This is a genomic window from Tolypothrix tenuis PCC 7101, from assembly GCF_963874875.1.
Classification (GTDB): domain Bacteria; phylum Cyanobacteriota; class Cyanobacteriia; order Cyanobacteriales; family Nostocaceae; genus Aulosira; species Aulosira tenue.
Genome location: NZ_CAWNJS010000001.1, coordinates 1,807,004 through 1,832,173, shown reverse-complemented (window position 1 = coordinate 1,832,173; position 25,170 = coordinate 1,807,004). Strand labels below are relative to the sequence as shown.

Annotated in this window: 26 protein-coding genes and 1 pseudogene; 9 read left to right on the top strand and 18 right to left on the bottom strand. The window is 40.0% G+C overall.

The window, feature by feature from the left end; genetic code table 11:
• Positions 1-2: 2 nt before the first annotated feature.
• Positions 3-857, top strand: a pseudogene (locus AACU25_RS07505) (nickel-dependent hydrogenase large subunit); the annotation flags it as partial.
• Between the two features lie 120 nt (positions 858-977).
• Here the strand turns inward: AACU25_RS07505 and AACU25_RS07500 are convergent.
• Together AACU25_RS07500 and AACU25_RS07495 are read right to left on the bottom strand one after the other, a co-directional pair.
• Positions 978-1,187: a DUF6887 family protein gene (locus tag AACU25_RS07500; RefSeq protein ID WP_096574596.1), complete on the bottom strand. Its 210-nt coding sequence runs from the start codon at positions 1,185-1,187 to the stop codon at positions 978-980.
• The gene (locus tag AACU25_RS07495) at positions 1,184-1,375 is read right to left on the bottom strand and encodes a DUF6888 family protein (protein ID WP_096574595.1); all 192 of its coding nucleotides are present in this window, start codon (positions 1,373-1,375) and stop codon (positions 1,184-1,186) included. Before AACU25_RS07495 ends, AACU25_RS07500 begins: the two co-directional genes overlap by 4 nt.
• 119 nt (positions 1,376-1,494) lie before the next feature.
• Between AACU25_RS07495 and AACU25_RS07490 the strand changes: the two genes are divergently transcribed.
• On the top strand, positions 1,495-1,629 hold the full coding sequence (locus AACU25_RS07490) for a PIN domain-containing protein (RefSeq protein ID WP_321206583.1): 135 nt from the start codon (positions 1,495-1,497) through the stop codon (positions 1,627-1,629).
• Between the two features lie 34 nt (positions 1,630-1,663).
• Here the strand turns inward: AACU25_RS07490 and murJ are convergent, their stop codons facing one another.
• Complete coding sequence (murJ, locus tag AACU25_RS07485) at positions 1,664-3,280, bottom strand: murein biosynthesis integral membrane protein MurJ (RefSeq protein ID WP_096574594.1); 1,617 nt, start codon at positions 3,278-3,280, stop codon at positions 1,664-1,666.
• A 279-nt stretch (positions 3,281-3,559) separates the two neighbouring features.
• Here murJ and aroQ point away from each other — a divergent pair, with 279 nt between their 5' ends.
• Entirely contained in the window at positions 3,560-4,243 is a 684-nt protein-coding gene (aroQ, locus tag AACU25_RS07480) for a gamma subclass chorismate mutase AroQ (protein ID WP_190445611.1), read from the top strand.
• Between the two features lie 8 nt (positions 4,244-4,251).
• Here aroQ and AACU25_RS07475 read toward each other — a convergent pair whose 3' ends face one another.
• A complete protein-coding gene (locus AACU25_RS07475) occupies positions 4,252-4,758 on the bottom strand; it encodes a pentapeptide repeat-containing protein (RefSeq protein ID WP_096574592.1) in 507 nt (168 codons plus the stop codon).
• Positions 4,759-4,888: 130 nt separating this feature from the next.
• Positions 4,889-6,397: an LCP family glycopolymer transferase gene (locus tag AACU25_RS07470; RefSeq protein ID WP_096574591.1), complete on the bottom strand. Its 1,509-nt coding sequence runs from the start codon at positions 6,395-6,397 to the stop codon at positions 4,889-4,891.
• A 115-nt stretch (positions 6,398-6,512) separates the two neighbouring features.
• Here AACU25_RS07470 and AACU25_RS07465 point away from each other — a divergent pair, with 115 nt between their 5' ends.
• The 5 genes from AACU25_RS07465 to AACU25_RS07445 all read left to right on the top strand — a co-directional run bounded on the left by AACU25_RS07465 (position 6,513) and on the right by AACU25_RS07445 (position 12,971).
• Complete coding sequence (locus AACU25_RS07465) at positions 6,513-7,577, top strand: mannose-1-phosphate guanylyltransferase (protein ID WP_096574590.1); 1,065 nt, start codon at positions 6,513-6,515, stop codon at positions 7,575-7,577.
• Positions 7,578-7,806: 229 nt separating this feature from the next.
• Positions 7,807-9,450: an ABC1 kinase family protein gene (locus tag AACU25_RS07460; protein WP_096574589.1), complete on the top strand. Its 1,644-nt coding sequence runs from the start codon at positions 7,807-7,809 to the stop codon at positions 9,448-9,450.
• Between the two features lie 5 nt (positions 9,451-9,455).
• Positions 9,456-10,439, top strand: coding sequence for an ATP-binding cassette domain-containing protein (locus AACU25_RS07455; protein WP_096574588.1), 984 nt, complete (start codon positions 9,456-9,458; stop codon positions 10,437-10,439).
• A gap of 170 nt (positions 10,440-10,609) precedes the next feature.
• Positions 10,610-11,398: an ABC transporter permease gene (locus AACU25_RS07450; RefSeq protein ID WP_096574587.1), complete on the top strand. Its 789-nt coding sequence runs from the start codon at positions 10,610-10,612 to the stop codon at positions 11,396-11,398.
• 703 nt (positions 11,399-12,101) lie between these two features.
• Positions 12,102-12,971 carry a polyphosphate kinase 2 family protein gene (locus tag AACU25_RS07445; protein WP_096574586.1) on the top strand — a complete coding sequence of 290 codons (870 nt, stop codon included), beginning with the start codon at positions 12,102-12,104 and terminating at the stop codon, positions 12,969-12,971.
• A gap of 24 nt (positions 12,972-12,995) precedes the next feature.
• On the opposite strand, the gene AACU25_RS07440 is transcribed toward AACU25_RS07445, so the two are convergent.
• A complete protein-coding gene (locus tag AACU25_RS07440; protein ID WP_096574585.1) occupies positions 12,996-14,009 on the bottom strand; it encodes a glycosyltransferase family 2 protein in 1,014 nt (337 codons plus the stop codon).
• A gap of 15 nt (positions 14,010-14,024) precedes the next feature.
• Positions 14,025-14,729: a C40 family peptidase gene (locus tag AACU25_RS07435; RefSeq protein ID WP_096574584.1), complete on the bottom strand. Its 705-nt coding sequence runs from the start codon at positions 14,727-14,729 to the stop codon at positions 14,025-14,027.
• A 22-nt stretch (positions 14,730-14,751) separates the two neighbouring features.
• Here AACU25_RS07435 and AACU25_RS07430 point away from each other — a divergent pair, with 22 nt between their 5' ends.
• Positions 14,752-15,690 carry a serine hydrolase gene (locus AACU25_RS07430; RefSeq protein ID WP_096574583.1) on the top strand — a complete coding sequence of 313 codons (939 nt, stop codon included), beginning with the start codon at positions 14,752-14,754 and terminating at the stop codon, positions 15,688-15,690.
• A 160-nt stretch (positions 15,691-15,850) separates the two neighbouring features.
• Here AACU25_RS07430 and AACU25_RS07425 read toward each other — a convergent pair whose 3' ends face one another.
• From AACU25_RS07425 to AACU25_RS07375, 11 genes are all read right to left on the bottom strand, one after another.
• The gene (locus AACU25_RS07425; RefSeq protein WP_096574582.1) at positions 15,851-16,792 is read right to left on the bottom strand and encodes a 50S ribosomal protein L11 methyltransferase; all 942 of its coding nucleotides are present in this window, start codon (positions 16,790-16,792) and stop codon (positions 15,851-15,853) included.
• 197 nt (positions 16,793-16,989) lie between these two features.
• Positions 16,990-20,571, bottom strand: a complete 3,582-nt coding sequence (locus AACU25_RS07420) for a two-partner secretion domain-containing protein (RefSeq protein WP_096574581.1) — start codon at positions 20,569-20,571, stop codon at positions 16,990-16,992.
• Between the two features lie 292 nt (positions 20,572-20,863).
• Positions 20,864-21,139, bottom strand: a complete 276-nt coding sequence (locus AACU25_RS07415) for a hypothetical protein (RefSeq protein ID WP_190445612.1) — start codon at positions 21,137-21,139, stop codon at positions 20,864-20,866.
• Positions 21,140-21,306: 167 nt separating this feature from the next.
• A complete protein-coding gene (locus AACU25_RS07410) occupies positions 21,307-22,095 on the bottom strand; it encodes a dual OB domain-containing protein (RefSeq protein WP_096574579.1) in 789 nt (262 codons plus the stop codon).
• Between the two features lie 9 nt (positions 22,096-22,104).
• Positions 22,105-22,551, bottom strand: coding sequence for a DUF488 domain-containing protein (locus AACU25_RS07405; RefSeq protein WP_096574578.1), 447 nt, complete (start codon positions 22,549-22,551; stop codon positions 22,105-22,107).
• A 2-nt stretch (positions 22,552-22,553) separates the two neighbouring features.
• Positions 22,554-23,198, bottom strand: coding sequence for a DUF488 domain-containing protein (locus tag AACU25_RS07400; protein ID WP_096574577.1), 645 nt, complete (start codon positions 23,196-23,198; stop codon positions 22,554-22,556).
• A gap of 169 nt (positions 23,199-23,367) precedes the next feature.
• Positions 23,368-23,790: a type II toxin-antitoxin system VapC family toxin gene (locus AACU25_RS07395; protein WP_096574576.1), complete on the bottom strand. Its 423-nt coding sequence runs from the start codon at positions 23,788-23,790 to the stop codon at positions 23,368-23,370.
• An 18-nt stretch (positions 23,791-23,808) separates the two neighbouring features.
• The gene (locus tag AACU25_RS07390) at positions 23,809-24,201 is read right to left on the bottom strand and encodes a hypothetical protein (RefSeq protein ID WP_190445622.1); all 393 of its coding nucleotides are present in this window, start codon (positions 24,199-24,201) and stop codon (positions 23,809-23,811) included.
• Positions 24,202-24,331: 130 nt separating this feature from the next.
• Complete coding sequence (locus AACU25_RS07385; protein WP_096574574.1) at positions 24,332-24,598, bottom strand: type II toxin-antitoxin system RelE family toxin; 267 nt, start codon at positions 24,596-24,598, stop codon at positions 24,332-24,334.
• A 3-nt stretch (positions 24,599-24,601) separates the two neighbouring features.
• On the bottom strand, positions 24,602-24,841 hold the full coding sequence (locus tag AACU25_RS07380) for a hypothetical protein (RefSeq protein ID WP_096574573.1): 240 nt from the start codon (positions 24,839-24,841) through the stop codon (positions 24,602-24,604).
• Positions 24,842-24,964: 123 nt separating this feature from the next.
• The gene (locus tag AACU25_RS07375) at positions 24,965-25,135 is read right to left on the bottom strand and encodes a type II toxin-antitoxin system Phd/YefM family antitoxin (RefSeq protein ID WP_199347169.1); all 171 of its coding nucleotides are present in this window, start codon (positions 25,133-25,135) and stop codon (positions 24,965-24,967) included.
• Between the last annotated feature and the right edge of the window lie 35 nt (positions 25,136-25,170).

Below are 25,170 nucleotides of genomic sequence, written 5' to 3'. Positions count from 1 at the left end.
TTAATAGATTCGGTGCTGGTGTTGGTAAATATGTCACTTGGGGATATTTACCCCATGAGGACAAATATCAACAGCCCACAATTGAAGGGCGAAATGCAGCGATGATCATGAAAAGTGGAGTGTATGACAGCTTCGGTGACACTCACAGCTTGATGCACCCATCTTTTGCCCGTGAGAATACTACTCACTCTTGGTACGATGAGGGTACAGCCGATGTTTACCCAGGCGATCGCACAACTAATCCCATCCAAAAGAATACAAAAGACTTCGATAATGCCTATTCTTGGGCCAGTGCAGTTCTACACAAAGACTTCGGACGCTTAGAAGCAGGCCCTTTAGCACGTCAGTTAGTTGCAGGTGGTAAGCATGGCGAATCTTGGCAACACCAAGACGGGTTTATTTTAGACGTGTTCAAGCAAATGGGTGGCCCTAGCATTCATGTGCGTCAGTTGGCACGAGTCCACGAAATTGTCAAGCTTTACCGCCAAGCTGAACACTGCTTACGCGAATTTAAGTTAAACGACCCCTGGTATATCAAACCCCAAGAAAAAGATGGTAAGGGATGGGGTGGAACCGAAGCTGCACGGGGTTCCCTGTGTCACTGGGTAGAAGTAGAGGGCGGTAAGATTAAGAACTACCAAGTTATTGCCCCTGGTACTTGGAATATTGGCCCTCGCGATGGTAATGGCGCACGCGGCCCAATTGAGGAAGCTTTAATCGGCACACCTATCTATGATTCTAAAGATCCAGTAGAAGTAGGTCACGTTGCGCGATCGTTCGACTCTTGTTTAGTATGTACAGTTCACGCCCACGATGCCAAGACTGGTGAAGAGTTAGCGCGGTTTAGAACTGCTTAAGTTTAGTTTTGAGGTGCGTTCATCGTAGGATAACGCACCTAATTCGCATCTCAAATTTCCCAAATGCGATCGCGTAATTCATATTTAGTAGATTAAGATCTGCTTCAATTCGGTTTACTACTATTCCGATTGGCCTTCGATTGATATACCTTGAATTTTTTCAGTAAGATTCTCTTCCCATTGAGAATCTCTCATATCTATACTAATCATTCGTCCAGCCGCTTGGGAACGATCAACATACACCTGAAACGCAACAATATCTTCTCGATGAGTTAGTACATAGCGTCGTAACTCATCCAGGTTCATTGCGTCATAATTAACTGTTGTCATGGCTCGTATCCTCCAGTAGGCTTAATCTCAAAATCTAAATTTTCTCCAGCCAGTACGTATAATCTGCCAGTTCTTTCATCTATCCGAACAAGTTCAATACTTCTATACTGCCATCCAGGGTAAATAATATTAGTCAGTCGATAACAAAGTCTGTAAAGTCCTTGAGTTTGATCATTTGTGGGATTCATATATGAGGTATAGCTTAACTTGCTAACTCATAATACGTCTCAATTACCACTATTACTACGTGGGTTTACTTGTTACTGCTTTAAAATAGTCTCAAAAATGGGAATGCGATCGCTAAGAAATGACAGCACCTCATGCTTTACGTGCGGCTACATTGCCTTTACATCATCGCGCTCCTGCTGGCAAAATGTTGATTGCCCAAGTTCAGATAGAAAATAGGACACTTATCAGTGCAGATTCCATGTTCAACCAATAGGAAATTTCGCTACTTTGGGTAGCATTTCGTAATACTATACTTGATTTCCCTTCTTCAAAAATCGTTGACGCATCCGTATAACAAAAGTATTTACCTCTGGTATCTTCATCCATGAGGCAAAGATTGCAAACAAACCAAGACCTACTAAGCCAGCAATAGATAACTCTACAAGTAGAATTACTAAACCAGATTTACCTAACACTTGTTGACAACCAACTAAAGTTGCATAGCTAGCTACACCAGAAACTAAGCTAGCAGCAGTTAAACTAATAATCGGTACACTCCACTCTCGCCAAGGTAAACCATTGAGTTTGCGATCGAGCAGCCATAACAGCATTAACATAGAGCTACAATTTACGCCTACAGTTGCTAACACCAAACCAGGCGCGCCAAATGGTTTCACAAAAAACCAATCCAGTACAATATTCAGAAAGATATTCAAAATACTAATGCGAAATGGCGTTTGACCATCACCCAAAGCATAAAATACCCGTACTAAAACATCACGCCCTAAATAGGCAAACATCCCAATTCCATAAGCAATTAGTAATGAAGAAACTAGCTGTGTAGCCTCTTGCTTGAAAGCGCCGCGCTCATATACTACCTGCACAATAGGGACAGATAAAGCCACCATCAACGCGCCCAGAGGGAGCATAGTAAAGGCAGTCAGCAACAAACCTTGACGAATACGTATTTTGAGATCGGGCCAATTGTCTGGCTCCGCCAATTTCGCAAAGATTGGTAATAAGGGCAACAAAATAATATTAGAAATAATCCCTAAGGGAGTTTGTACTAAAAGATTGGCATAGTTAAAACCAGCCGCAGCACCAGGTATAGGACTAGCAAAATAAAGGTCTGTAGCAACATTAATTGGCATCATCCCAGAAGAGATGGTTGCCGGAGTCATAATTTTAATTACTTGTTGAACCCCAGGGGATTTGAAATCAAACCGTAGCCGTAATGTGCCTAATCCTAAGCGCCATTGCACAATTAACTGCACCAACCATTGCAAAATGGCTCCGGCTAAGGTTCCCCAAGCTAACATCATGCCGCCGATGTAAGCGTATTCTGGGAGGATAATATCTTTGCCATATTGCAAAGCTAAAATCCCAATACCTGCAACAACAGTAATACTAGATAATAAGGGACTAATAGAAAGTAACCAATATTGATTGGCAGCGTTGAGAGTACCAAACCCAATGCCAATTAATCCAGAAAAGAGAGCCATTGGGGCCATGATGCGGATTTGTTGGATGGCGATCGCTCTGGTAGTCTCTTTTAAACCATGACCAACAAAATCTACTATCACATCGGCAAATACAATTTGCGCCAATGTCACCAGCAACAGCAATCCACCCACTAAGGTTGTGACTGTTTCTACTAAAGGAGCCGCCTCTTCTTGCTTGCGCTTGGCTAAAACGCTCACAACAGCACTGTGTAACGGCCCGTTCACACCACCGAGTAATATTAATAAAAAGCCAGGAATAATGTAGGCATAACTATAAGCAGTAGCAGCAGCACCCACACCAAAAGCAGCTGCGATCGCTTGCTGCCTTACTAAACCAAATACTTTACTAATTAAGGTAGCTATGGCAACAATGCCAGCAATTCCTGCAAATGAACGAGAGGGCTTTTGGTCTTGTTTAGTCACGAATAATACCTGACAACTCTAACTGAGTGCATATCTCAACACATTTAACCTGCAATTGTAGAGTCTATCAGGCAAATTATCAAAAATTAGTTATTTGAGATTTGTTAAAGGGAACAGGTATAATACGTGAATTTTGAATTTTTTGTCCCTCTTGTCTCTGTTATTCCCATCCCCAAATTTAGACTTGCTTTTTAGCAAGTAATTATGAGATATTCTGTTTGGAGTAAAAATACTATAACTCTATCAATATAGTGGTGTATTTGCCAAGCGAGACAACTTTTGGGAATAAATTTACATTCTTTTAAAAAGCGGCAGCTACTTTATATAACTATCATTGGTTTTGGAATGTTATTAACAGGTGGACTAATTACAGGTAAGTTAGGGCTATTTTCCTCATCAGCAATCACTGATGAAATCAGATTAGCTTCTAATTCAGATGTAGCTACAGCTGATCAACGAATAAAAATCGAGAGATTACTAAAATTAATTCAGCAGCGATTACTAATTGCTCATGATGTTGCTCGTTGGAAATGGAATCACAAACGCCCTATTGAGGATCGCAAAAGAGAACAAGATTTACTTGCTAAGGTTCGCCAGCAAGCAACAACCTATAATTTGGAACAAGATGTAGTTGTAGCCTTTTTTCAAGCGCAAATAGAAGCTGGTAAGCTGATTCAAAAAGCTGATTTCCAAAACTGGCATCAGCAAGGCGCTAAATCTTTTACTAATGTGCCAGACTTAAACAAGGCTATACGTCCATCATTGGATAAGTTAAATACAGAATTTTTCTCAGCTTTAGTAGATATAAATCCTATCCTTGGTTGTTCGACAATCCAAAAATCAATTGAGTCAAGAACTCAGATTCTTCTGCAGGGAGATGGTATTGATCGGCAAGTTCAAAGTTTAGCTATTAAGCCCTTGTTGGGGCGCAAATCTACTTCATGTCCCAACAATTCTATTTAGGCTACAAATTAGCGACAACCCAAACTATCGCGTGTGGAAACTCCGGTTACTGGATTAACTCCATCGGCGCGATCGCATAATAGTGATACTTGATAGCGGTCTATTAAAGCATCTGTAAAATCGGCACCAGTGATTTCAGCCTCATAAAAGCGGCTGCGGGTTAAAGTTGCTTCTGTAAAAATGGCATTTTTGAGGTTGGCATTATCAAAAGTTACGCGATCCACTAAAGCGCCTGTAAGGTTTGCACCTTCTAAATTGGCTTTGAGTAACACACCTTTAGTTAAAATTGCATTTGTTAAATTGGCTCCTGCAAAATTTGTGCCTCGCATTTCTGCTGCCACAAAAGTCACCCTCGCTAAATCGTTATGTGAAAAGTCACGATTCTCTAAATTAGTGTTGTTGTAATTGATAGTATTTGTTTGAGCAAAGGCTGGTCTAGGAGTAAGAATTACCCATAAACCAGCCAATATCAAAATCAATATCAAGCTAAAAAAGCGTAACCAAAACTTTTTCATAACTTTTTTGTAGATTCAAAAGTCAAAAATTCATCATAAATTAATTCTAACTCTTGACTTTTGTACAGACACAATTAATTGCGTCTCTCAAATCTACAGACGCGATTAATCGCGTCTCTCCAACTCTTAACTATTTCCAATCTTTACCAATTTGGATTGTCAGGTCTGATTCCAAATCACCAGTCGCTGTCACTTCAATTTGACCTAGACCAATAATTTTTTGGAGATCAATTCCTAATTCTCGCTTACCTCCTTGCACAATAATTTGAGTTTGGCGTTGGGTATCAGGCCAATCTGGTACCGGATAAACGTTGGTGAAGCCTTTTTGTTTGAGAGAATTGATAACTTTTTGAGTTAACTGTGGTTGATTGGAAGCATTTTGAATAGCAATTTTGAGTTTAGTAACTGGTCGTACATCCGGCTTGAGACCAGGCACATTTACCCCAACATAATCATTCAACAGGCTTTGTTGCCCAGTCATATTCAACCAATAACTATTGGGGTCTTGGCTGAAGCGGCTGAAGCCACCAGGTAATACGGTCATTTGGAAATTATCCCGTTCCAGATTTACGGAAAAATTCACCAATGCCATCATTTCTTCTATTTTCAGGTTGGTGTCAAAGTACTTCCGCATAATGCGGGTTAATTGCGGCAACCTGGGTAAGACAGTCGGACTATTTAGGCGTTCTACTAACGCTTTCATCAGCGCTTGCTGTCTTTGAACTCGGGGTAAATCACCTAAACCGGGTTCGCGGTAACGAATAAATAGTTCTGCTTGTTCGCCGTTGAGAGTTTGCCAGCCGCTTACTAAGCTAACTAACTGACCAGAGGCGTTTTGATATGCCATTGATTTCGGCACAAATACCTCTACTCCACCCAACTGATCTACCATTTGGCGCAAGCCGCTAGTAGATATCCGCATATAGCGATCAATTGGTGCGTTATTTAAAGTCCGACTAATTACCCGCGCTGCCAATACTGGGCCGCCTTGAGCGTTAGCATCAGATACTTTAGTTAATCCCTTTTCGGGGATGGCAATCATCGTATCCCGAGGAATTGACAGCACCTTCATGGATTTATCGCCAGGGTTGAGCCTCACCATCAGCATCGTGTCGCTTTTACCAGCAAAACTTTCTGGTGAGCCGTCAACAGTACCTTTGACTGGTTCAATCCCCATGATCAAAATATTCATGGGTTTTGAAAGTTGATACTCAGAGATTTTGCCCCATAATTCCCCAGGCAGGGGAACTTTTGCCTGTTCTTTGCTAGATGTTCCAGCTTCTTCTTCAGTTTGGTCGAGATTACTCCATAAAGGAGTCCACAACGCCAAGGTAGAAACTAGCAGCCCAGATAATACGATACCTAAGACAACCGTTAACACCCACAATAGCCAGCGTGGCATGGTTAAGCCTAACCGCTCATAAAGCTGGTTAGGAATTTCACCTACAGACTCGACAACACCACGGGAAACATTAGTAGGTTGTTTCGGTCTATTTTCTTGCTCTGGTGCTACTGCTGGTTGAGGCGTAACTTGAGTATCTGACTTTGGTAATTGTTGAGGCTTAACCTCATCTAAATCTAAAGCTGGTACTTGTTGAGGCGTGACTTGATTTTCCGTCCATTGCATTTGTTTAATCACAATTATCTCCCCACTCAACCACTCCTTAAAAGTATGTTAGTCCAAGCTACAAATCTTGCCAGTAGAAAAGCCCACTGTAAACTTGTAATGTTCTTTAGTAAAGTTGTATGACATAATGACTAATTCATTGTTCCCTGTAATTCTTGCTGGTGGTAAAGGTGAGCGTTTTTGGCCCTTAAGTCGTTCCGGACGACCCAAGCAATTTTTAAGTCTTGATGGTAGCTCTAGGAGCTTATTACAAGCAACCGCCGATCGGTTGATAAAACTCGTGGGCGGGTGGGATTCTGTGTTTGTCATCACTTCTAATCAGATAGCTGAAGGAGTGCGACAACAGCTGCCAGAACTGCCTTCACAAAATTTATTGATCGAGTCAGAGGGAAGAGACACTGCCGCAGCTGTTGCTTGGACAAGTTTAGTCATTAAACAGCGTTATGGCGAGGATGCGATCGTCGGTTTTTTTCCAGCAGATCACTGGATTGCCGATCAAGAGGCATTTGCTAACACATTAAATGCTGCTAGCTCTTTAGCGGCAAGTACAGAAGCGATTGTCACACTGGGGATCAAGCCTACTTTCCCATCCACTGGTTACGGCTATATCGAACAAGGCGAGAAAATTGGTACCTTTGATGAGTTGCCAGCTTATCACGTCAACCGCTTTACTGAAAAGCCCAACCGGGAAACGGCAGAAACTTTTTTATCAACGGGGCGTTTTAGCTGGAATAGTGGAATGTTCGTGTTTCGGGCTGGTGTTGTTCTCAAGGAACTTTATACCCACGCGCCTGAAATTATCGAACCTCTAGCACAAAATGGCCCTAGTATCTACCCGCAGTTGCCTAAGAAAAGTATAGACTATGCACTTATGGAAAAGACCACTTTAGCATATGTCTTACCAGTGGCATTTGGCTGGGATGATTTAGGCGATTGGAATGCGATCGAACGTTTACTGAAAACAGAAGATACTCCGAATGTGGAACTTGCTACCCATGTGGGGCTTGATACCCAAGGAGCACTACTTTACGCCACCGATCCCGAAGATGTCATTGTTACCATAGGCTTAGAGGATGTAGTGATCGTGCGCGATCGCAAAGTTACCCTCATAGTCAAAAAAGACCGTACCCAGGAAATTAAACAAATTCTCAAAACACTCCAAAGCGATCCCCGATTTACCGACTTGCTATAGCTGTAAAAGTTAAAACCCTTGGCAGAGGCTAAGGTTCTGCTATTTTCATTATAACTAGGGATTAGGGACTGGGTACTGGGGACTAGGTACTAGGAAGACAAGAGAGATCAACAGAAGTGGGGACATAAAGGAAATTTATCATCCCCAATCCCCAATTCCCAATTCCCAATCCCCAATCCCCAATCCCCAATCCCCAATCCCCAGTCCCCAATCCCTTGTCCCCAAAAAAATGTTCCTCACTCAAACAGTTCCTCGTCAACGAGAAATTATTGAAGTAGTCCTGCGTAACGGCTGGGACTATATGCGTAGGTTACTTACTGGTGGTAAAGCTGATGAACCACAATTACCAACACCTGCAGTCTTAAAAAACATTCTGGTGGATTTGGGGCCTGTCTATGTCAAACTAGGGCAGCTACTTTCTACCCGTCCAGACTTACTTAGCGCTGGCTATATTGATGAACTTTCAACTCTGCAAGATGAAGTTCCACCAGTCCCCTGGTCAGAGATTGAAGTCCTACTGCGCCAACAGCTAAAAACTCCCTTGGAAGAGACTTTTAAGACAATTAATCCTGTAGCGGTAGCGGCGGGATCAATTGCCCAAACCCATCGCGCTACATTAGCAGATGGTCGAGAAGTTGCTTTGAAGGTACAACGTCCGGGGATCGATGTTACAGTCGCTCAAGATATCGCCTTAATTCAAGGGATTGCTGATTTAGTAGCAAGAACGGATTTTGGGCGAAACAACGAAATCAAATCTATCGCTGAAGAATTTACCAAAGCCCTAGAAGCCGAGTTAGATTTCACTAGGGAAGCAGAATATACAGACCAACTGCGCCGCAACTTATCCCAGGGTAAATGGTTTGATCCCCAACAGATAGTAGTTGCCGAAATCTACTGGGAGTTAACTACAGAAAAGTTGATGGTGATGGAGTGGTTAGAAGGAGTACCTCTGCTCACCGCAAATTTAAGTAATCAAAATGGTAAAGATCCGATCACAGAACGCAAAGCGATAACGAGTTTATTATTTAGAGCTTTTTTTCAACAACTATATATAGATGGATTTTTTCATGCTGATCCCCATCCGGGGAATGTATTTTATCTGCAAGATGGTCGGGTAGCTTTGTTAGATTGTGGCATGGTAGGCAGGCTCGATCCCCGTACCCAGCAGATTTTAACAGAGATGGTGTTAGCGATTGTGGATTTGGATGCTCAACGCTGTGCCCAGTTAACTTTACAGCTAGCAGATTCTAGCCAGCCAGTTATTTTAGCGCGACTGGAAAATGATTATGACCGGATGCTGCGAAAGTATCTCAACGTCAATTTATCAGCAATAAATTTCAGTCATGTCATTTATGAAATTCTGCAAGTCGCCCGCAATAATAAAATTCGCTTGCCCAGTAACATGGGGTTATATGCCAAAACCTTGGCTAACTTAGAAGGTTTAGCCCGTGGCTTCAACCCAGAATTAAACTTTATCGATGAAATTCAGCCATTACTCACAGACTTGTTCCGTCGTCAGTTAGTCGGCGAAAATCCCTTGCGATCGCTCTTAAGAACAGCATTGGATCTGAAAAGCCTATCTTTACAATCTCCCCGTCAGATTGAACTACTATTAGACCGAGTAACATCAGAAACATTGCAGTGGAATTTATCGCTGCGGGGTTTAGATGGTGTCCGCCGGACTATGGATGATGCTGCCAATCGTCTTTCTTTTAGCATCCTAGTAGGTTCACTGATTATGGGTGCAGCAATTATTTCTAACCACGCCCAGACAACTCAACTATCTTTGTTAAGCAATATCTTGTTTGCGGCTGCAAGTCTATTGGGATTGTGGCTAATTTTTAGTATTTTGCGATCGGGTCGTTTAAAATGAGGTCTATGCCGATAATTGTGGCTGAAGACTTAAATAAATTTTATCCGGTGGCGGTAAAGGAACCTGGTATTAAAGGTACAATTGCTCACTTTTTCCGTCGCACCTACCGTTCTATTAAAGCAGTTCAGAATGTTTCTTTTGAAATCGCTACTGGGGAGGTAGTAGGTTTTTTAGGGCCAAATGGTGCTGGGAAAACTACTACCCTAAAAATGCTCACGGGATTAATTCATCCTACTAGCGGTCGTGTGAGAGTTGCAGGACAAATTCCTTTTCAGCGCCAAGAAGCATTTTTGCAAAAAATTACTTTGGTGATGGGACAAAAGCAGCAGTTAATTTGGGATTTACCAGCTTTAGATTCTTTAAAAATTAACGCTGCTGTTTATAATATCCCTGATAAAGAATTTCAGCGACGAGTCGGTGAATTAACAGAGATGCTTTCCCTAGAAGGAAAGCTTACCCAACCAGTAAGAAAACTGTCACTGGGTGAAAGAATGAAAGCCGAACTTTTAGCTGCACTTTTACATCGTCCCCAGGTGTTATTTTTAGATGAACCCACGTTGGGATTAGATGTGAATGCTCAAGCTGGAGTTCGTGATTTTTTACGCGAGTACAATCAGCGTTATCAAGCGACTGTATTATTAACAAGCCATTACATGGCTGACATCACAGCTTTGTGTCAACGAGTGTTGTTGATTCATCAGGGACAGCTGATGTACGATGGCAGCTTGGATGAACTTTTAGAACGCTTCGCTCCTTATCGAGAAATTCATTTAGAGTTAGCCCAATGTTTGCCTAAAGAAAAACTGCTATCTTATGGAGATTTACAACTATTAGAAGGGCGAACGGTGCGTTTTTTAGTACCGCAAGATAACCTAACGCAAACAGTATCTCAAATTTTAGCTGAGTTAGAAGTAGTCGATCTACAAGTAACTGAACCGCCAGTAGAAGAAGTGATTGGCAAAGTATTTCAGTCTGGAGTTGTGGAGTAAGTGCTGAGTTGCAACAGACGCGATTAATCGCGTCTGTACAAGAGTGTTGAGTATGTGTGTTTAAAGGTAGAAGAGTTTTTATATTTAATTCTCTATTTATGTACTTAATTTGATTGCAAACTGCTGTAAATAATCTGCCAATAATTATCAAAGCCCAACACCAAATAGCAATGAAGCGAATTATTAGGAAAGCTCTAACTTTACTTGCAGTCTACTATGCTTACATACTTGAATACCGAGCAGAAATGATTTTATGGGTGTTGTCTGGTTCGTTACCTATTATTTTTATGGGTATCTGGATACAAGCAGCCCAGGGTGGACGTTTTAATTTGACACCTGTAGATTTTGCTCGTTATTTTTTAGTAGTTTTTATTATTAGGCAATTTACTGCTGTTTGGGTAATTTGGGATTTTGAAAAGGAAGTAGTAGAAGGGAAGCTTTCTCCTAGATTATTACAACCTATTGACCCCGTATGGCATCATGTTGCCATTCATGTTTCTGATAGATTGGCACGCCTACAGTTTGCATTTATTTTAGTAGCTTTATTTTTTATTCTTTATCCCCAAGCTTTTTGGGTGCCGAGATTGGGTAGTGTATTATTGTTTGTTCTATCAGTATTAATAGCTTTTATATTGAGATTTACAATTCAATATACATTTGCAATGTTCGCTTTTTGGACAGAAAGAGCGACTGCATTAGAAAACCTTTGGATGTTATTTTATCTATTTTTATCAGGCATGATTGCACCTTTAGAAGTATTTCCTGACTCTGTAAGAGCAATCGTGATGTTAACACCATTTCCCTATTTAATTGATTTTCCTGCTAGTATTTTGATTGGGCTACCTGTTGACTTTGGGCGTGGTTTTCTAGCACTGGTAGGTTGGACATTAATATTTTTAGTTTTAAATCGCTGGCTGTGGCGTATGGGTTTAAAACGCTATTCTGGTATGGGAGCTTAACTGGGCTTTATCCATTTAGAATTTAAATATAATTTGTCAAGAAATAACTATCCTAGCGTCTAATACACCATACACGCGGCGGTGCATTACTTATCAATACTTGTCGGTTAAAGGGAAAAAGGTGAATGGGAAAAGGGAAAGAAAAAACCTTTAACCCTTAACCTTTAACCTTTTCCCCAAAACCAATTTTGAGTTCAAAATGTTTAACCGAATAGTATTGCCTTACTTATAACTTTTAACATTGGACAAACCTAACGAAAAATATTTGATCTATGTGCCTATCAGCTTAGTCTTTAGGTAGAGATAATTGCTAATTCTTTGTGTGATATTAAATAAATCATTTGTATTATCTCAGCTTTCTACTGGAGCGATTCAGCAGCAGTCAAAACTTAAATAAACCCCTACAACCACTAAAGGTTGCAGGGGAACAGCAAGATTAGATATTGATTTATGTTCAATATCACTGAGTACTTTGGATATTTTATGGTCTTTCAGTAGATACAATTATTAATATTTACTGTGATTATTGCTACATTTATTGCTTACCTCAGTGTTGTGCGAAAGTTAGGTTTTAAGCTGACTTATTGCTTGGAGAATACTGCGATCGCAGTATTGTCTACCCCATGATTTAAAATTAACTGTATCTATTGGTGTTGTGTCGTTGTGTATATGCTACTGCTGAAATTCAGTCAGTCTAAAACCTATGAATCATGATGCTTTTATTGTTAAACCAGGCTCAAAAGTTTCTTTAAATAAGCAATATGACCCAGGGTTTACAGGAAATTACCAGCAAAAAGCTGATGCTGAAGGTAAATTAGAGGCAGATATTCAACGATTAGCTTATTACCAAGATGTTCTCTACGCTCAAAACACCTATGCATTGCTAATTATTTTTCAAGCAATGGATGCTGCTGGTAAAGACAGCACAATAAAACACGTTATGTCGGGGGTTAATCCCCAAGGTTGTCAAGTTTTTAGTTTTAAGTCACCAAGTGCTGAAGAATTAGACCATGACTACCTTTGGCGGTCAATGAGGGCTTTACCTGAACGGGGTAGGATTGGAATATTTAACCGTTCATACTATGAAGAAGTACTAGTAGTACGTGTTCATCCGGAAATTCTCAAAAAACAGCAACTTCCACAGTTTCCTGAAGGAAATAATATATGGAAGCAGCGTTTTGAAGAGATTAATAATTTTGAAAAGTATTTAGTAAATAATGGCATTATTATTCTCAAATTCTTTTTGAATGTCTCTAAATCAGAACAGAAAAAAAGATTTTTAGCTCGAATTGAATCACCAGAAAAAAATTGGAAGTTTTCTGCTAATGATGTGCGAGAAAGAGCTTTTTGGGATGATTATATGAGTGCTTATGAAGATGTTTTCCAAAATACTAGTACTGAATGGGCACCTTGGTATATTATTCCTGCCGTTCACAAATGGTTTACACGTCTGACTGTTGCTGATATTATCTGCACTAAATTAAAAGAGCTTAATCTTAAATATCCTACTTTGAGTGAAGAATATCAGCAGCAACTTTTACAAGCAAAGCAAATTTTAGAAAGTGAAGATTAAATTCGTTTTTCTTTTATTGTTACGTTAGTTAACATTTTTTGCTATGACTTCCCGCACTCGATATATTGGTCTACCTTGGGATTCGTGGTAGGTACGCATCAACAATTCTGCTAATAAACCAAAAGAAAATAATTGTACCCCTGTTACTAATAACAGCACCGCTAAAATTAGCAATGGGCGATTACCAATCATCTCACCCCAAGCTAATTTAATAAAAGTCAAGTAAATCCCCAGAATTGACCCTAAAACCATTGATAATAACCCCAACAAACCAAAAACATGCATAGGTTTGGTGAGGAACTTTTTCATAAAAGATATTGTTAACAAATCCATCATGACGCGGAAAGTCCGCGATAATCCATACTTACTGCGACCAAAGCGGCGGGGATGATGGCGGACAGGTATTTCGGTAATTCTTGCGCCTTCGATGTAAGCTAAGGCGGGTAAAAAGCGATGCAGTTCTCCATAAAGATTCATATCTGCCAAAACTTCAGCACGATAAGCTTTGAGAGAACAGCCATAGTCATGTAATTTTACGCCTGTAATGCTACCAATTAGCCAGTTGGCAATTTTAGAAGGAAGTAACCGCGATAAAGCCGCATCTTGGCGTTTATGTCGCCAACCACTCACCAAATCGTAACCTTCTTCTAACTTGGCTAATAATATGGGTATGTCAGCTGGGTCATTTTGCAAATCAGCATCTAAAGTGACAATCACCTTACCCAAAGCATAGTTAAACCCCGCCGCCATCGCCGCAGTTTGTCCGTAGTTACGCCGCAGAATCACTGCTTTTAAATCATTGCGGGTTTGTGCTAGTTCCTTAAGTAATTCGGCGGAACCATCAGTTGAACCATCATCGACACAGATAATTTCATAGGTTAACTGATTGTCACTGACAGCAGATGCGATCGCCTCTAATAATAATGGCAAACTTTCCACTTCATCACGTACTGGCACTACTACCGAAATCTCAGGGATAATCGCCAAGCTTGTGCCATTTTCCCCTTCTGTTCTCTCTGAAACCCAGCCAGTCGTCATATTTTTTCCCTATCCTCAGCGTCCCTGTGGTTCATAACTCTTGACAACTCTGCCAGCACCGCGTAGTTGTTGATAATATGACCGACTAACAGCATCTCCCTGTTCCGATAATTGGTCAATGCCAATACCATTGCGTCCTTGGTCTTTCCCGGAACTGTGGATATAGCGGCCATCTCCTAAATAAAGTCCCACATGAGTTGCTTTTTGGGGAGTGCCAAAAAATATCAAATCTCCGGGTGCTAATTCTGCAATGGTAATTGCTTGGGTAAAAGCTTCTTGCTGGTACGCATCGCGCGGTAACCATATTCCTACAGACACAAAAGCCGCTTGCATCAACCCCGAACAATCATAATTCGGCCCTACCGTACCGCCCCAAAGGTAATAATTTGATTGTTGCATAGCTTGGTGCGTAAAAGCGATCGCCCCTGGTAGCAGTTTTTTAATTTCTGCTTCCGTCCATTTTGCTGCCCGATAAGGTAAAGTAGCAGGTTGTAATAAATCCAAATCACTAAGGGATACCCACCCTGGATAGTCATCTTCACATAAACAAACTTCAACAGCGGCATCCTGATGATTTGATGTTACCCGCAGATGTCGTCCAGCTGCGGCTTGAGTCGCCAAGCGCTTACATTCAGGAGAATCATATAAGTTGAGGTCAGCCAGACAATTGTACTCAGCCGCGTTGAGATTTTGGATTGGAGATTTTAAATTAATGACCATTCTCTAAGGTTAATAACTAAATATGGTTTTCTTCCGAAAAGACGAACAACTCGAAAATCTCGGATTAAGTATTTTAGAAGCAACTTGGGCAGCATTTCCCACCTTAGCGCGAAACCAAATTGCTTTGACTTGGATTGTCTACGATCCCCCAGTTCTCGTAAATACTGGTGGGGCGTTAACTCCCGATGCTTTTTGGAACCATAGTGTACGTGGTTTTACGTATCGGGGAGTAGAGCGCATTTACCCAGCTAGTGTGGTGAAATTGTTTTACTTAGTAGCGGTGCAAGAATGGTTAGAAAAAGGCATGGTGCAAACTTCCAAGGATTTGGAAAAAGCCATGCGCGATATGATTGTTGATTCCAGTAATGATGCTACCAGCTTAGTTGTAGATGTTTTAACTGGCACAACTTCCGGCCCAGAATTACCCCCCGGCCCCTTTGAAACTTGGAAAACCCAGCGTAATTTTGTCAACCGCTATTATCAATCTTTAGGCTGGGAAGACATGGAGACAATTAACGTCTGCCAAAAAACCTGGGGTGATGGCCCTTATGGTAGAGAAAGGGCATTTTATGGAGAAATGCTAGAAAATCGGAATATGCTAACCACCAATGCGATCGCCCGATTATTACATAGTATCGTCGGCGGAGTCGCAGTTTCCAGCGTGCGATCGCAAGCAATGATGGCTTTATTAAAACGCAGCCTCAAACCCGAAGATTTACCCACCGATGTTGATGAAGACCAAGTTACAGGATTTTTAGGCGGTGGAATTCCCCAAGATGCTCAACTTTGGTCAAAAGCCGGCTGGACAAGCCAAGTGCGCCATGATGCAGCATATATCGAAATCCCCGAACGCCGTCCCTACCTGTTGGTAGTATTTACTGAAGGCAAAGCTAACGCTAGAAGCAGAGCAATTTTACCTTATATATCCAAGCTAGTCGGTGAATCCGTCGCTAGTTTGTAAACGTAGGGTGCGTTGCGCTGCGCGACAACGCACCTTTTAATTGCTAAAAGCCATTAATTAAGCACGAAGGCACAAAGAACACGAAGTCAAGAGGGTTTGAAGAGATTGTGCTAACTATAGCCCAACGCACCTTTTAATTGCTTCGCAGCTAGCTACGAATTTATTTCAATCGATAAGCCAAAGCCAGCCATTCATCTTGGCGTTCACAATCAACATATTCAAATTTTGCATTTGTGAATGCTACCGCCAAATCTTCCTCATAATCGCTGGTAAAACCAGCTAATATGACTAATCCTGATGAACGCAGCGCTTGTTGATAATCAGTAGCCAAAGCAATATGCATTCTTGCTGGGATATTTGCCACAATCAGGTCAAATTCCGCTTTTGCTTCCACTGTCGGGACATTGTTAATAGAATCTCCACCTAACCAATGTCCTAACTCGCTACCACATCCCAGGCTACCTTCTGTGACTGTAACTTGCTGTTCTACACCATTACGCAATACAGCATCTTGAGTTGCTTCTACAGCAATTGTGTCATTATCTAAAGCTAAAACATTTGCGCCCAGTTTTGCGATCGCCACACTCAAAATACCAGAACCCGAACCTAAATCCAGCACGTTCATGGCTGGGGTAATATAACGTTCCAATAGTTTCAGGCTGAGTATGGTTGCAGGATGTAAACCACTACCAAAAGCCAAACTAGGTTTAAGTCTTAAGGTGATTTCCTCAGTTGATTCCGAACTATATGATGTATCAGCTGAGATAACCACAAATCTTTCCCCAATTCGCCGTATCAGGGGATTTGCTAGCTCTGATTTTACTGGTTTTTCTTCCACTACAGCCATCTGCAGAGCAGTAGAAAGTCCTGTGCGTTCTAATGATGAAAGCAAATTGGCAATTTCTGTACTACGGCTATTTGCATAAACATCATTAGGTAAGTACAAGTTAATGCTTAAATCCCATGCAGGAGATGCATTTATATCTGGTTCACTATATTTTGTAATCTGAATTTCATCAGTATAGTTATTTTTAGCTAGTAGCGTACAAACCCAATCAGCCGCCTCATTGGTGGTGTCGAGGCTTAATTCTATCCACGACATAGCGATTCCTTTCCGGCCTAGCCAGGTGTAGAACAAATCTCACCGAACAACAACGCTGACCGGCGGAAGTTATATTTTAGCGGATTGGGGGGACTGGGGACTGGGGATTGGGGACTGGGTTAAAGGTTTTGAATTTCTCTTTTCCTTTCCCCTTTTTCCTTTTCCCTTTACCCTTTAACCGACAAGTCTTCTTTCATTCATTGACTTTTAACAGCGCAGCTAGAAGAATTCAACCAGGAAGCAGAAGATTGAGGTGTATGAGATATCAGCGTTACTTCGCCTTTGTTGTTAAATACCCAACCAGTTGCAGGCATAATTAATACCGACTTTGGTTTAACTGGGTTGATTGTAGCCTGAGTTGTATTTCCCCTCTCTGTCGTACTATTCCTCAGGCGAATATCTTCCCACACAGTATCGCTACTGAGAAGTTCGTCTGGTTTGGGAGGTAAACCACCACGTCCTATATCAGTAAATGCACTACCTGCTTTCTGATTGACAGCGCCACAGCTTTGAGCAATTTGCTGGGAGGGGTCAGAAGCATTTGTGGGTAGGGAAACAATTCCTTTACTAGGGTCAATATCTGGAGAACTGATGCTGACTATACCGTTTAACTGCGGATTAGTTTGGGAAATGGCTGTAATATCGTTGCTGGCTAAAAATTGCGGGTTAAGTTTCTCTGGGTCGGTTGTACCTAATTTCTGCTCAAGTTCTTGTCGAGTGAGAGTTGCTAATCCAATCACTCCTTTAGCGTTGATTTCGATAGTACCGCCGCTACCAGAGAAAGCGTTGGCAGCGATATCATTATTTTCTGAAGCAGGGGAGACGATAAAGCCTTGATTATTATCTAGATTAATGGCGATCGCACCTCCATCACCACCCGCACCTTGTCTTCCTGCGGTAGTAGATACTACACTCTGGCGGCGAAACAGCAGTAAATCTTGCAAGTTGAGGTTTATACTACCGCCTTGACCGCTATTTGTATCGGCTGTAATTGCGGCTTGATTATCCAGAGTTAGCCGATTAGCGGTAATGCTAATATTACCAGCTACACCCGTACCCTGGCTATCTACAGAGATTCTCGCAGTATCTTTAATGGTGACTTGCTTGGGGTCAATGTTGATTGTACCGCCGTTGCCAGTAGAATTTGCTTCTGTATTGGCGAATAGTCCACTGTATTGATTAATAGAACCAAGTATGCGCTTCAGTTCGCCATCAGTTTGCGGTAAAACAAAACTATAGGCATATTGAAGTTGATTAATTTGCTGTTTTAGTTCATTAAGTTTTTGCACAAAAGTAAAGTCTTGCGCCGCAATCAGAATTTGCTGCAATCCATTAAAGTCATCAATTAAATTACTAATAGGTTCAAATATGCTTTTCAGTTCTGGGTTATTTGCAATTAGACTAAAATCGTAGCTATTTTTAAATAGCTCAAATTTTTCTTTTAGTTCATTAAGTATTTCAGCAGAATTAGGATCAGCTAGTAATGCAGTCAATTTATTAATTAAATTACTAATTGGTTCTAATATCTGTTGAGTTCCTTGGTTATTGTCAACTAAAAAAACATCATAGATAGCTTTCAAGATATCAAGTCTATTTTTCAGCGCATTCAGTCTTTGCTCATATTGATAATCTTGTCCAGCAATGATAATATTATCAGTCGCATTAATTTTGACACTACCTGCTTGTCCGCTTCTATAAGCATTGGTGGTAATTTGTCCACCGCTTGTCAGATTAAGATTGTTCACATTAATATTGATATTTCCACCTCTGCCGCTACTTTTAGAAGGAGCGCTTAAAACTCCGCCATCACTGATATTTAATGTTCCAGTTTTAATAGTGATATTACCACCAGCCCCAGCATCTGATTTTTCGCTTTCCGTATTCACAGATAAGCCACTAGAAATTCCGAGCAAAGGTGCTGAACCAGATATTGTCACAGCAGCCGTAGCTTGGTTTTCATCGTTGAGAGGATTAATAATAATATTCCCACCGTTGCCACTATCAAAGGTTTCCGCATTGATTTTTCCTCCCTCTGTTAGGGAAAGAGATTGAGTTTTAATATTGATATTACCAGCATGACCACTGCCAAAAGTCTGGGCTTCTATTCTGGATGTATCACTTAAAGAAAATGATTGCGTGATTGTATTCAGATTACCTGCGTTACCACTGCCAAAAGTTGTGGCTTGAATCAGCGATTCTTTACTAAAAGAAAGTTCCTGTGCCTTGATATTGATATTACCTGCATTTCCCCGCACATAAGTTCTGGCATTTAAAATAGAATTTTCTGTAAAAGATACTGTTTTTTCTGCCGTAATAGAAACATTTCCACTATCTCCGGCACCCAAACTACTAGCATTTAAAAAAGAACTTTTTGTTAAATATAAAGAAGCAGTATTGATATTGATATCACCGCCACCACCGCCTATTTGTTCAGTTAAATTTTGGATATCTACTGCCAGTTTATTGCTACCTGTATTAATACTACTGTCTGATAATGAGACTGTACCACCAGTTGCATTTACAGTGACACTTCCAGCTTTGCCATTTCCCAGAGTATTAGCAAATAGAGAACTTTTATTAATTAGAGATACTGAACCAGCCTCGACATTAATGTTTCCTCCCTTTCCTGAACTATTAGTTAATGTTTCCAGAGTACTGTTAGTTATCAATAAATCTCCTAGAGATTTAACTATGATATTGCCTGCATCATTACTAGTCGAAAAATTACTATTATTGATTTGAGAGTTGGTAATCGTGATTTTTTGAGGAGAAAAATCTACATATTCTGAGGCTCCAATTAAGATTCTGCCTAGATTACCTATAGTAGATATTTTACTGCCATTCTCAATTTTTACTTCTTGGCGCGCACTAATTGCGATATCGCCTGCAAAGCCGGAAGCAAGATTATTAGTATTTAAATTAGAGTTATTTAAGTAGACAGAACCACCAGTAGACTTTATGCTGATGCTACTAAAATCACTATTATTAGAATTACGAGCAACTTTGATATTACCTACATTAATATTACCAGATGCCGTAATAGCTATATCTCCGCTCAGACCTAGAGAATTATCAGAGATAATATCTTTGACTGTGATATCATTTTGAGATTCTAGGGTTAAATTTCTGCCTACTTGTAATTGACCTTGTAAGTCGAGATTACCAGCTACTAAAGTTAAATCTTGCCCAGATTGTAAATTTCCAGTATTATTAATACTTACAGATGAATTCGCGCCAAATTGTAACCCCGGACGCAAGCTTACTGTTAGCAGTGGCGCAGCTTCAGGATTGGTAGCACTGAACTTTAAACCATTTTCAAACACAAAACTATTAGCAGTGGTCGCCAAAAATGAACCTGCAACATCTAAGCGGGCATTTGAACCAAAAATGATACCATTGGGATTGAGAAAAAATAGATTTGCTTGACCATCTACACCCAAAGTTCCCAGAATATTTGAGGCTTCATTACCTGTAATTCGAGTGAAGATGTTTTCAATCCCCGCAGGATTAGTAAAGTAGACTCGTTGTCCATCACCAACATTAAATTTTAAGAAACTCTGGAATAGGTTTGTACCTCTGGTAGCGCCACCTTCAATTAAGGTTGTTGGTAATCCTTTAATCGTAGCATTTGGTGTAACTATGGAACTTTCTGCACCTAATGAGCTATCTGGTGTAATTTGAGCGCGTGCAGAATTCGTCAATGCAGTAGTAAAACTAGTGATTATTAATACAATTACCAATCTCAATTGCCATAATTGCTGACGAGTAGATAAAATCATGTCAGTATTGCCCCAGAAGCCTTTTTTGCAACTTATTTATACAAGAGGCATCTTAAAGTAAGTATTTTCTTGGATAAAATCATTCAACATTTTACTCATTTTCCAGGGGAAATGGCGAGAATTTGATACCATAGCCGGAATGCAAGCTCAATATTGGCTCTCAGGTGTCTTAATCTTCGTCATAATAAACTACAATTTCTGATTGTGTCCCATCTTCTTGATATATTCGCCAATTCAAAAAAGTAACGCATCATATTACAACTGTATAAGCGATGCCAAAAGCTGGTTATACCTATGCAATAGCTGTTTTCGCCACTACAATTGCTGCTTTCGCCACTACAATTGCTGCTTTCGCCACTACAATTGCTGCTTTTGATACTACAATTGCTGCTTTTGATACTACAATAGCTGCTTTTGCCACTACAATAGCTGCTTTTGATAATACAATTGCTGTTTTTGATAATACAATTACTGTTTTTGCCACTACAATTGCTGCTTTTGATAATACAATTGCTGTTTTCGATAATACAATTGCTGCTTTTGATAATACAATTGCTATTTCGGACACTACAATTGTTGATGGCGTTCATCCTAAAACAATAGTATAGATTCCCGAGTTTGCATTTGTTGCTGAATTCTGGATAATTGGTGTAAAAACCCAGATATACAAGCAATTATTGCAATAATAAAATCAAATACTAGCGATAAGTAGAATATAAAGGATAATACTATCTGTTACGCTTTCAGGCTTTTGAGGTGATGTAAAAATTGAGCGATTTCAGTCTTAGTCAATTCCTGACGCGATCGCTTATTGTAGGTTTGTTTGAGGTAAGACCTTCCTTTATCTATACTCCAGCCTAATCTTTGCATTTCCCACAGAATCAAATCATAACTGGATAATTGAATCACGCCAGCAATTAGTTTCCAACAAGCAAACTCATCTAAATCGGTTTTGCGCCAAGGTTGGCTGAGGCTAAGAGTAAGTAAGCATTCATGTGTAATACGAATACCTGTGTTCAGCTTCTCGATGAGATTTAAGTCTGTAATTTTTGCTCGCATTGATTCACCGCCGGATGTTGTGAAATCAGCCTCCCATTTGCCACTATGATGATAGTTATAGAGATGAAATTTAGTTGTTTTAATTAGTTGTAATGTCCGCCGTTGTTCATACGGTAATGATTGGATGAAATCCAGTGGTACAGAATTGAGCCATTGACGATGAATAATTTCGCCTTCACAGTAAGGAATTAAATCGCTGACAGTAGCTTGACCAATTTTTTGCCATTTACCGTGTAATATCGCTCGATTTTCATATTCATATCCTAAGCTAGTAGCAGCTAAAGGTATTTCTAAGATATCGAGCAATTTCGGCTCCTCACCATCCACTAAACACATATTTAGCGGAATTTGCCCATACTCTAAATTAGAGAAAGGACGAATCCATTTGCCAGTCGCAATTTCAATACCTGCTATGCAGCGATCGCCATATTTTTTAGAATTGGCAAGGCAGATGATTTGAACCATAAAAGTTTGTCATAGGTGACTTATGGTTATATTTCCCCATTTGTCACGCAAATATTCAGCTACTAAGCGGCGATGGCAATGATGAGGCTTGGCTTCGCTGCAAAGCAAACAGCTACCATCCAATAGCTGTGGTGAAACCTTCTGTTCAATTTGGCGATCGCGCATCAATGCTAAAAACTTATTCTCATAGGTTTCCCAATCACCTTTATTTTTTTTATAATCATCTAAAATATCTTTTGTTGGTGCCAAATCTAAAATATGTACATATTCGATATCACCAATTTTGCGTAAGAAATATTCTAAATCTCCTCTTTTAGTAAATCCTGCCAGTTGGGAGATATTATTAAGTCGGGTATCCACAACTCTTTTTACGCCAGACTTCACTAAAGTATCAAAAAACTGTTGAGCAGTCTTTTGGGTAAAACCAATAGTAAATAAATTAATAGAATTACTCATATTTATTTTTCTGTTTTTTCTACATAGGCGATTTGTTCTCCCTGTTGATGATAAGCTTTGTGCAGCGATTCTGCACGTGAATACTGCATTTTCGATGGTTCAGGAAAAGAAATAGTTTCAAATAAAGACAATTGAATTTGTTGCGGTAACTCTGGTTCTTGAAGTTGATGTAATTCTAAAAGTCTGTCTTCTAAAGCTTCATGACTTTCTAACTGAGCATTGCTTAAAATATGGTTAATTTTTAAACCTAAGCTACGTAATTTTTGACAAATCAGAATTGCTCTATGGCAGGTAATTGGGTCTTTTTCGGCACACATCAGTGCAATTTTATAAGTTTCTGCTCCTTTTAATAATCGCTGAATGCCATCTGCAAATAGTTGAGTAGCAGCAATCTTTTCATACAAAGCCTTACCATCAACATAGCAGGTTAGATCATTCGGTCTTGCTCCCAATTCTTTGCCTAAAAATACATAAGAAATCCCTGCATTGACTAAAGCTGCTTTGAGTGGTGCTTGGCTGAAGTGTGGTAAATAGCGGCTATAGGGATGCGATCGCACATCCGCTAAAGCTGTTATTTCGTGCTGTTGCAGCAATGTCATAAATGCTTCAATGCTGTGATTGGAATGTCCAATAGTAAAAATTTCCATCGCCAAAGCTGAGTAGCTGTGATTGTTTCACTGCCACTCAATTATAAGCATCATGTTTAAAAGCGCCAATCAATAGCAAAACATACTTAACTTATACCTATCAACTTAAAGTTCTAGGTCTAGTCCATCATGCGATCGCCTGAAGTGCGCGACGATAAATTACAATTTTTTACTGTGTCCAATCTTCTATTTGAAGATTCCCTATTTTTTCAAAATCAGCTACATTTGCTGTCACTAAAATGTATCCTTTTGAGCAAGCTATAGCAGCTATGCGACAATCCTGTGTGCCAATACGTTTGGTTTTTGGAGACAAAGATTGATAAATAGTTTCTGCCTCGATAGTATAAGGCAGGATTTGAAAATAATGTAACGCGGAAAATAATTCTGAAAAATATCTATATGCATCCGTAACAGATGGTTTTTGTCTTACCCTTTGAACAGTTGCCAAAGCCCCTTGTATAATTTCTTCAACAGTAATAATGCTAATAAATATCAGTTCGGGATCTGTGCTTAAAATACGCTCTGTTAATTGTGGAATATTGCGTCTTTTATCAAGGTAATTACTAACAATGCTGGTATCGAGCAGATACACTAAATTAAAACCTACAACTTATTTACTATCTGAACTTCTGTTGATTTCTTCTTTTTCTATGTCTCGCAATTTCTCAATTTCTAAGAGTGTATCTTCCCAAAACTCACCTTCAAATTTACCAGCAAGCTTTGCTAAGGGATGTTCGGGAATTGGAGTTTTTTTATGTTTCTTTTTTGGTAGCTTGTTAGTTGTCATTGCCATTGCCTTATATGTGAGTATTATTTTATCGTAATTGCCACATATCTGACAAAGCGCTTCCGCACCAAGCCAGAGTAATTTACCGGGAGTAACAGAACGTACCAAGTAATGCCATCTGTAAACTCCTGGTTCGAGTTGGTCGGCGTAAGCGATAATGCGATTGCGCGAAGCGCAGCGCCAAGGGCGATCGCAATCAAACGTTCTGCTACGCAAAATTCACCATATTCAATAGCAAGGGTTGCAGCACTGCGATGTAACAGTGAACGAGTTGGTTCAGCATCAAGTTTATTAGCTAGAGGAATTTACCGAACTGTAGGGGATAGCTCTAAATTTTTCTCATCTGTCAACTTTCATCTTTATAAACCTCCCCGCGACCACCCACTCTAATCACAGTAACCAACAATACATCATCTTCTATTTCATAAACTACTCGATAATTGCCAACTCTAATTCGATAAGTATTTTCTTCGCCTTTTAACTTTTTAACCCCACTAGGACGGGGTTCTGTGGCTAAAGCATCTATTTTAGGTTGTATACGGTCTTGCAAGTCTTGAGGTAATTTTTTAAAAATCTTTCTTGCACTAGGGGAGAATTCGACTGTGTAAGTCATCAATTAAGCCACGTCTTGTTTTCTCTCTTCGGCAATTTCTTTTTTAATTTTTTCCCAAGAGAATGTACCGTGTAAGCGTATCTCTTCTCTAGCTTCTTTAACAGTTTTTAAATCCTCTTCATCCTCTTGATCTTCAATTTTCTCGAGTAGTGCGTAAATCTCATCTAGCGTACTGTCATAAGCTTGATGTAACAGTACGTTGATTGCATTGATTATTTCTTGACGCTCGTGTTCAGTTTTCATTTTTATACCTCTGACAAAGTTTATAACAGGTTACTTATTTTTTTCAAAACAGTATTTTCATCCTTCAAAACTCGCAAGTAAATCATCAGGTAAGGGATCATCAAAATCCGGAGCAATGGTAATTCAACCTTTAGCGCTTCCTGGTATTCTTTTTGGGAGATTTTGATTCACAGTTACTAAACGAGCGATCGCAACGCCATCTTGAAGAATTGTAATTTCTTCACCCTGACTTACCCGATTTAGAAGTTCAGAAAATGTAACTTCTGCCTCTTGAATATTAATATTTACAGTCATAGCAAAGCTTCTCCTCAAAGCTATAGCTTGCTTTA